The sequence below is a fragment of the Paracoccus sp. MC1854 genome (assembly GCF_014164635.1).
Classification (GTDB): Bacteria; Pseudomonadota; Alphaproteobacteria; order Rhodobacterales; family Rhodobacteraceae; genus Paracoccus.
In genome coordinates this window covers 1-6,528 of record NZ_JACJFU010000064.1, presented here as the reverse complement: position 1 = coordinate 6,528, position 6,528 = coordinate 1, and the positions used below count along the sequence as shown (strand labels likewise).

Annotated in this window: 8 protein-coding genes; 2 read left to right on the top strand and 6 right to left on the bottom strand. The window is 67.9% G+C overall.

All coding sequences use genetic code 11. The annotated features are described in order from the left end of the window. From H5395_RS17345 to H5395_RS17325, 5 genes are all read right to left on the bottom strand, one after another. Positions 1 to 638, bottom strand: a 638-nt coding sequence (locus H5395_RS17345; protein WP_182793780.1) for an electron transfer flavoprotein subunit beta/FixA family protein, incomplete at its 3' end; no start/stop codon positions are given. A 108-nt stretch (positions 639 to 746) separates the two neighbouring features. Beyond that, positions 747 to 1,337: a cob(I)yrinic acid a,c-diamide adenosyltransferase gene (locus H5395_RS17340; RefSeq protein ID WP_182793779.1), complete on the bottom strand. Its 591-nt coding sequence runs from the start codon at positions 1,335 to 1,337 to the stop codon at positions 747 to 749. Continuing rightward, positions 1,337 to 1,537 carry a twin transmembrane helix small protein gene (locus tag H5395_RS17335; RefSeq protein WP_182793778.1) on the bottom strand — a complete coding sequence of 67 codons (201 nt, stop codon included), beginning with the start codon at positions 1,535 to 1,537 and terminating at the stop codon, positions 1,337 to 1,339. Before H5395_RS17335 ends, H5395_RS17340 begins: the two co-directional genes overlap by 1 nt. A gap of 25 nt (positions 1,538 to 1,562) precedes the next feature. After that, the gene (locus H5395_RS17330; protein WP_182793777.1) at positions 1,563 to 2,381 is read right to left on the bottom strand and encodes an SDR family NAD(P)-dependent oxidoreductase; all 819 of its coding nucleotides are present in this window, start codon (positions 2,379 to 2,381) and stop codon (positions 1,563 to 1,565) included. Positions 2,382 to 2,386: 5 nt separating this feature from the next. Further along, positions 2,387 to 2,761, bottom strand: coding sequence for an SH3 domain-containing protein (locus tag H5395_RS17325; RefSeq protein WP_182793776.1), 375 nt, complete (start codon positions 2,759 to 2,761; stop codon positions 2,387 to 2,389). A gap of 142 nt (positions 2,762 to 2,903) precedes the next feature. Between H5395_RS17325 and parC the strand changes: the two genes are divergently transcribed. Then, complete coding sequence (gene parC / locus H5395_RS17320; protein ID WP_182793775.1) at positions 2,904 to 5,138, top strand: DNA topoisomerase IV subunit A; 2,235 nt, start codon at positions 2,904 to 2,906, stop codon at positions 5,136 to 5,138. Between the two features lie 126 nt (positions 5,139 to 5,264). On the opposite strand, the gene H5395_RS17315 is transcribed toward parC, so the two are convergent. Beyond that, positions 5,265 to 6,149, bottom strand: coding sequence for a DUF533 domain-containing protein (locus H5395_RS17315; protein ID WP_182793774.1), 885 nt, complete (start codon positions 6,147 to 6,149; stop codon positions 5,265 to 5,267). Positions 6,150 to 6,338: 189 nt separating this feature from the next. Here H5395_RS17315 and H5395_RS17310 point away from each other — a divergent pair. Next, positions 6,339 to 6,528: GTP-binding protein (locus H5395_RS17310; protein ID WP_255440792.1), on the top strand; the 190-nt coding region annotated here is incomplete at its 3' end.

The window sequence follows — 6,528 nt, the reverse complement described above, 5'->3', positions numbered from 1 at the left end:
ACACCGTAGTCACCGGCGGTCTTTTCGACGAGTTCCTTCTTCTTGGCCTTCATGATGTTGGGCAGGCTCGCATAGCGCGGCTCGTTCAAACGCAGGTCGGCGGTCACGATCGCGGGCAGGCTGACCTCGATCACCTGCAGCCCGCCGTCGACCTCGCGCGTGACGGTGGCCTTCTCGCCCTCGACTTCCAGCTTGCCGGCCTGCGTCGCCTGCGCCCAGCCCAGCAGCGCCGCCAGCATCTGGCCGGTGGCGTTCATGTCGTTGTCGATCGCCTGCTTGCCCATCAGCACCAGCTGCGGCTGCTCCTCGGCGATGATAGCCTTCAGCAGCTTGGCCACCGCCAGGGGCTCGATGTCCTGGTGCACGTCGTCCGCGGCCACCACCAGGATGCCGCGGTCGGCGCCCATCGCCAGCGCCGTGCGGATGGTTTCCGCCGCCTGCTTCACCCCGATCGACACCACCACGATCTCGGACGCCGCCCCCTTCTCCTTCAGACGGATCGCTTCCTCGACCGCGATCTCGTCAAAGGGGTTCATCGACATCTTCACGTTCGACAGGTCCACCCCCGACCCGTCCGCACGCACCCGCGCCTTCACGTTGTAGTCGATCACCCGCTTCACAGGCACAAGAACCTTCATCGAACAACTCCCTTTCGTATCAGCGTCATCCGTTTGCTGCGGATGCAATAACGATCACACACACAATTTAAAGGCCAAACTTGCGTGCAGAGGGCGCCTCCCGCCGGGTCAGAGGTCGGGCCTGCCCCCGCGAGAGGCGCCCGGCACCCATAGCACATCCCCCTTGCCGCCGGCATTCGCAGCGCGTGCCGCCACGAACAACCAGTCGGACAGGCGGTTCAGATACCTGACCGCGGCGGGATTGGTGTCGCCGCCTTCGGCCAGTTCGGTCGCGCGCCGTTCGGCCCTGCGGGCGACGGTGCGGGAAAGGTGCAGATGCGCGGCCAGCAGCGATCCGCCAGGCAGGATGAAGCTGCGCAGCGCCGACAGGGGCGCGTTCATCGCGTCGATCTCGATTTCCAGCCGGTCCACCTGCTGCTGCACGATCCGCAGCACCGGATAAGGCGCTTCGGCGTCCCGGTCCATGTTCGGCCGCGCCAGATCGGCGCCGAGGTCGAACAGCTCGTTCTGGATCACGCCCAGCGCGTCGGCCATCTCAGCCCCGGCATGAAGCCGGGCGAGGCCGAGGGTCGCGTTCAGTTCATCGACGGTGCCATAGGCCTCGACCCGCGGATCGTGCTTGGCGACGCGCGAGCCGTCCGACAGGCCGGTGTCGCCCTTGTCGCCGGTGCGGGTGTAGATTCGATTGAGAACGACCATCAGTTGCCCCGCAGCCAGACATAAAGAAGGATCAGCGCCACCGCGATGGCCTGGGCGATGATCCGCCAGCGCATCATCCGGTTGCCATGCCTGCGGTTGAACTCTCCGCCACGGGCGAAGCCGCCGATGCCCACGGCAAGGATCACCGTGACCGCCAGGGCGGCCAGCGCCGCGAGTATGAAAAGGGGCTCGTCCCGCATGAGGTCGCCTTTCGCTGGGCGGACACTAGCTGCGCCGCGCGAACCAGTCCAGTGCGGCCGTGGACAGCAGCCGCCGCCCCGCCGCCGCGATCTTGGTGGGCCGGGTCACGCGATAGCGGGCGCGGGGTCGCGCGCTTTCCAGCGCCTGCCGGATGACGGCGCTGGTGGCCGACGGCGGCAGTTCGAAGCGGTCAGGCCCCGAGGGCTGATACAGGCGCCTCAGCAGGCTTGCGCGGTATTGTTCGACGCGCGGGCTGCGTTCCCAGTCGATCCAGCGTTCGAAATGGGGGATCGAGTTGGCGCGTATGCGGCTGGTGATCGGCCCGGGCTCGATCAGGATCACGCGGATGGGGGTGTCCGACATCTCGATCCGCAGCACGTCGGTCAGGCCTTCCAGCGCGAACTTGCTGGCGACATAGGCCCCGCGCCACGGGATGCCGACAAGGCCGAGGACGGAACTGACGTTGACGATGCGTCCCGCGCCGCGTTCGCGGAAATGCGGGATCAGGCGGCGGGTCAGGTCGTGGGTGCCGAACAGGTTGACCTCGAAGATCGACCGCAGGCCGCCGCGCGGCAGATCCTCGACCGCGCCAGGCAGGGCGAAGGCCGCGTTGTTCACCAGCGCGTCAAGGGGGCCGTGGGTCAGCGCGGCTTCGGCGCAGGCGGCGACGCTGGCCTCGTCGCCGAGATCCAGCGGCAGCGCGATCATGCCCTCAGCCCGGCGGGCGTGCAGGTCCTCGGGGCGGCGGCAGGTGGCGATGATGGTCCAGCCCGCGCCGGCCATGTGGCGCGCGGCGTCAAGCCCGATGCCCGACGAGCAGCCGGTGATGAGAACGGTCGGCAATCGCGTCAGCCCGGGAAGCTGTCCGACAGGCTGGCGGCATGGATGAACCCGATCTCTCCCGAAGGGTCACGGACCTGGGCAAAGTTGCCATGCCCCGCGTCGATCACCTCGACCATTGTGCCGAAGGGCAGGATTCGCAGCACGCCGGCACCGGGATCGGGCGCGGTCTTCATCGGCTGGTGATGGCGGCTGACGTAATGCCTGTGCGCGTCCGGCGCCTCGGGCGGAACGGTGACCAGGGTGCCCATGATCCCCATGACGCGCGCCGGATGCTGGGCGCGGGTCTGCTCGCCGCTGGTGCCGAAAAAGGCAAGCAGAAGAAAGGTCGAGGTCAGGGCGATGGCGATCAGACGGAACATGATGGGGGTATCTGGAAGCATGACGGATGCATTGAAACCGTTTTCAGCCAGGATGCGTTCCATGCTCCTCCGGCAAACCCGTCATGTCACAGCCGCCTGTTGCCCATCTGCCACGCCTTTGCTGCCACTGGACCGGCCTGCGGTCGGGGCGTAGTTGGGCGGGATGACCAGGAAAGCCGACATCCCCGACGCCCCCGATCCCGACAAGGGCACCATCTCGGAACCGCTGAGCCGCGCCATCGGCGAGCGTTACCTGACCTATGCGCTGTCCACCATCATGCACCGGGCGCTGCCGGATGCGCGGGACGGGCTGAAGCCGGTCCACCGCCGCATCCTCTACGCAATGCGCGAGCTGCGGCTGTCGCCGACCGGCGCATTCCGCAAGTCGGCGAAGATTTCCGGCGACGTGATGGGGAACTATCACCCCCACGGCGACGGGGCGATCTATGACGCGATGGCGCGTTTGGCCCAGCCCTTCGTGATGCGCTATCCGCTGGTGGACGGGCAGGGGAACTTCGGCTCCATCGACGGCGACAGTCCCGCCGCCAGCCGCTACACCGAGGCCCGCCTGACGCTGGCCGCCGAGGCGCTGATGGAGGGGCTGGCTGAGGATGCGGTCGATTTCCGCCCCAACTACGACGGCACGCTGGAAGAACCCGTGGTCCTGCCTGCGGCCTTCCCGAACCTGCTCTGCAACGGCGCCAGCGGCATCGCCGTGGGGATGGCGACCAACATCCCGCCCCACAACCTCCATGAGGTCGTGGATGCCTGCCTGCATCTCATCAAGTCGCCGGACGCCCGCGACGAGACGCTGATGGCGATCATGCCCGGCCCGGACTTCCCTACGGGCGGCGTGCTGGTCGAGGATGCGGCGGTGCTGCGCGAGGCCTATCGCACCGGGCGCGGTTCCCTGCGCCTGCGCGCCCGCTGGGTGCTCGAGGACCTGGGCCGGGGGACGTGGCAGGTGGTCGTCACCGAAATTCCTTACATGGTGCAGAAGTCCAAGCTGATCGAACGCCTGGCCGAACTGGTGCTGACCAAGAAGATCCCGATCCTGGCCGACGTGCGCGACGAATCGGCCGAGGACATCCGCATCGTGCTGGAACCCCGCACCCGCACCATCGATCCCGCGCAGTTGATGGCCGCGCTGTTCCGGGCCAGCGACCTCGAGGTGCGTTTCGGCCTGAACATGAACGTGCTGATTGACGGGCGGGTGCCGAAGGTCTGTTCGCTGAAAGAGGTGCTGCGCGCCTTCCTCGACCACCGGCGCGAGGTGCTGCTGCGCCGCTCGGCCCACAGGCTGGAAAAGATCGCCGCCCGGCTCGAGGTGCTGGATGGCTACATCATCGCCTACCTGAACCTCGACCGGGTGATCGAGATCATCCGCCACGAGGACGACCCCAAGGCGGTGATGATGGCCGAGTTCGGGCTGTCCGACGCGCAGGTGGAAGCGATCCTGAACATGCGCCTGCGCGCCCTGCGGCGGCTTGAGGAGATCGAGCTTCGGGCCGAGCGCGACCGGCTGGCCGGCGAACGCGAGGGGCTGCTGGCTCTGGTGGCCGACCCCGCGCGGCAATGGGCGAAGATCGCCGAGCAACTGCGCGAGGTGCGCGGGCTTTTCGGCAAGTCGAACCCGGCGGGCGTGCGGCGGACCGAGATCACCGCATCCGAGGACGTGCAGCCTTTGGACATGGACGCGATGATCGAGCGCGAGCCGGTCACGGTGATCCTGTCGCGGATGGGCTGGATTCGCGCGATCAAGGGCCACCAGCCGCTGGATGCCGAACTCAAGTTCCGCGACGGTGACGGGCCCTTCATGGCGCTGCACGCCGAGACGACCGACAAGCTGATGATCTTCGGCGCGAACGGCCGCTTCTACACGCTGCCTGCCAACAACCTGCCCGGCGGGCGGGGTCTGGGGGAACCCCTGCGCCTGATGATCGACCTGCCGAACGACGCGGCCGTGCTGGACATGTTCCCTTGGCGCGAGGACCAGCAGTTCCTGGTGGCCTCGAAGGCCGGAGACGGCTTCATCGTGAACGCGCCCGATATCCTCGCGCAGACCCGCGCCGGCAAGCAGGTGCTGAACGGCGACGCGCTTCTGGTCCGCCGGATCGAGGGCGACCACCTCGTCACTGTCGGCGACAACCGCAAGTTGCTGGTCTTCCCCTTGTCCGAACTGCCCGAGATGGCCCGTGGCAAGGGCGTGCGGATGCAGAAGTTCAAGGACGGCGGCCTTGCGGATGCGAAATGCATCACCCTGTCGGTCGGGCTGTCCTGGCTTGATCCCGCGGGCCGCACCCGGACCGAACCCGACCTGACGGAATGGTTGGCCAAGCGCGGCACCACGGGCCGCATGGCCCCGCGCGGCTTTCCGCGCGACAACCGGTTCAACTGAGACCGTCGATCAGCAGAGCCGCCCGAATGTGCTTCGGGCGGCTCTTTCATCACCTGTCTGCGGACCCGTCCCGGAAACCCGGGCGCGATCTGGGGAAGGAAGCGAAGCCGCGATGCGGCTGCGCGATCAGGAATAAAGGTTCTGCACGCCCACCTGCTCGTGGATCTGGTTCGTCGTCGCCCGGTCGATGCCCATCGCATCGGCAAGGCTGTGCAGGTATTCCGCCTCTTCCCGACTGTCGAAGTCGATCGCCATCAGCGACATCAGGTAAACCTGCGCCTCAAGCCCCTTGGGCACCTCGCGCGCCAGGGCCTGCGCGTCCACGGGCGCCGCCATCTGCTGGCGGATGAAGTCGCGGTCGTCGTCGTCAAGGTCGCCCAACTGGCCCAGCAGGCGCTCGCGTTCGCCCTCGTCGATCTTGCCGTCGGCCTTGGCGGCCTGGATCATGGCGCGCAGCATCAGCCCGGCAACAGCGTTCTGTTCGGGCGTGGGGGCGACCTCGGGCTCGTCCTGCCGCACCACGGCGTCGTTGAAGACCTCGCCGAAGGTGGCGTCGTTGTTGGCTTGCGCTCCGCGCTGGGCCGGGCCGTTCAGGATGCCGCCCAGAAGCCCGCCAAGGCCCCCGGCCGCAGCCCCGCCCGCGAGTCCCCCCAGCAGCCCGCCACCCTGGCCATAGCCGCCGGACGTCCCCCGAGAGCCGCCCGCATTCCGCGTCAGGTTGTCGAGGATGCCGCCCAGACCGCCCGACGCACCCCGCGAGTTCGGCCCGCCATAGGGCTGCCCCGTGCCTGCGCCGCCCGAGCGGCCGCCCAGCACCTGCCCCAGGATGTCGTTCAGCCCGCCCGATCCGCCGCGCCGCGAGCCTGCGTTCATCAGGTCGCCCAGGATGCCGCCCCCGGTCCGGTGCGAGCCCTGTCCCGAACGGGACTGCTGCTGCTGCATCATGCTGCCGAGCCCCTTGGCAAGCATCACGCCCGCCGCAACGCGGGCCAGGGATTTCATCAGGGACATGGGAACCTCCGGGAAAACAGGACGCGGCGCGACGGCGCCGCGGTTCGGGCTTTCCAACGTGGCCTCGGGGCGATGGTTCCGGGGCGAAGACGCGGCCTGCCTTGCTTTTCCGCCGACTCGCTTATATCTCGCGGCGATGTTTACGCGAGGGCGTCGTCCACCCGGCCGCCCGACGACCAGGAGGCCACCATGGCAAAGGCAAAATTCGAGCGCAACAAGCCGCACGTCAACATCGGGACGATCGGGCATGTCGACCACGGCAAGACGACGCTGACGGCGGCGATCACGCGGTATTTCGGCGACTTCAAGGGCTACGACCAGATCGACAACGCCCCCGAGGAGAAGGCGCGCGGGATCACCATCTCGACCACGCATGTGG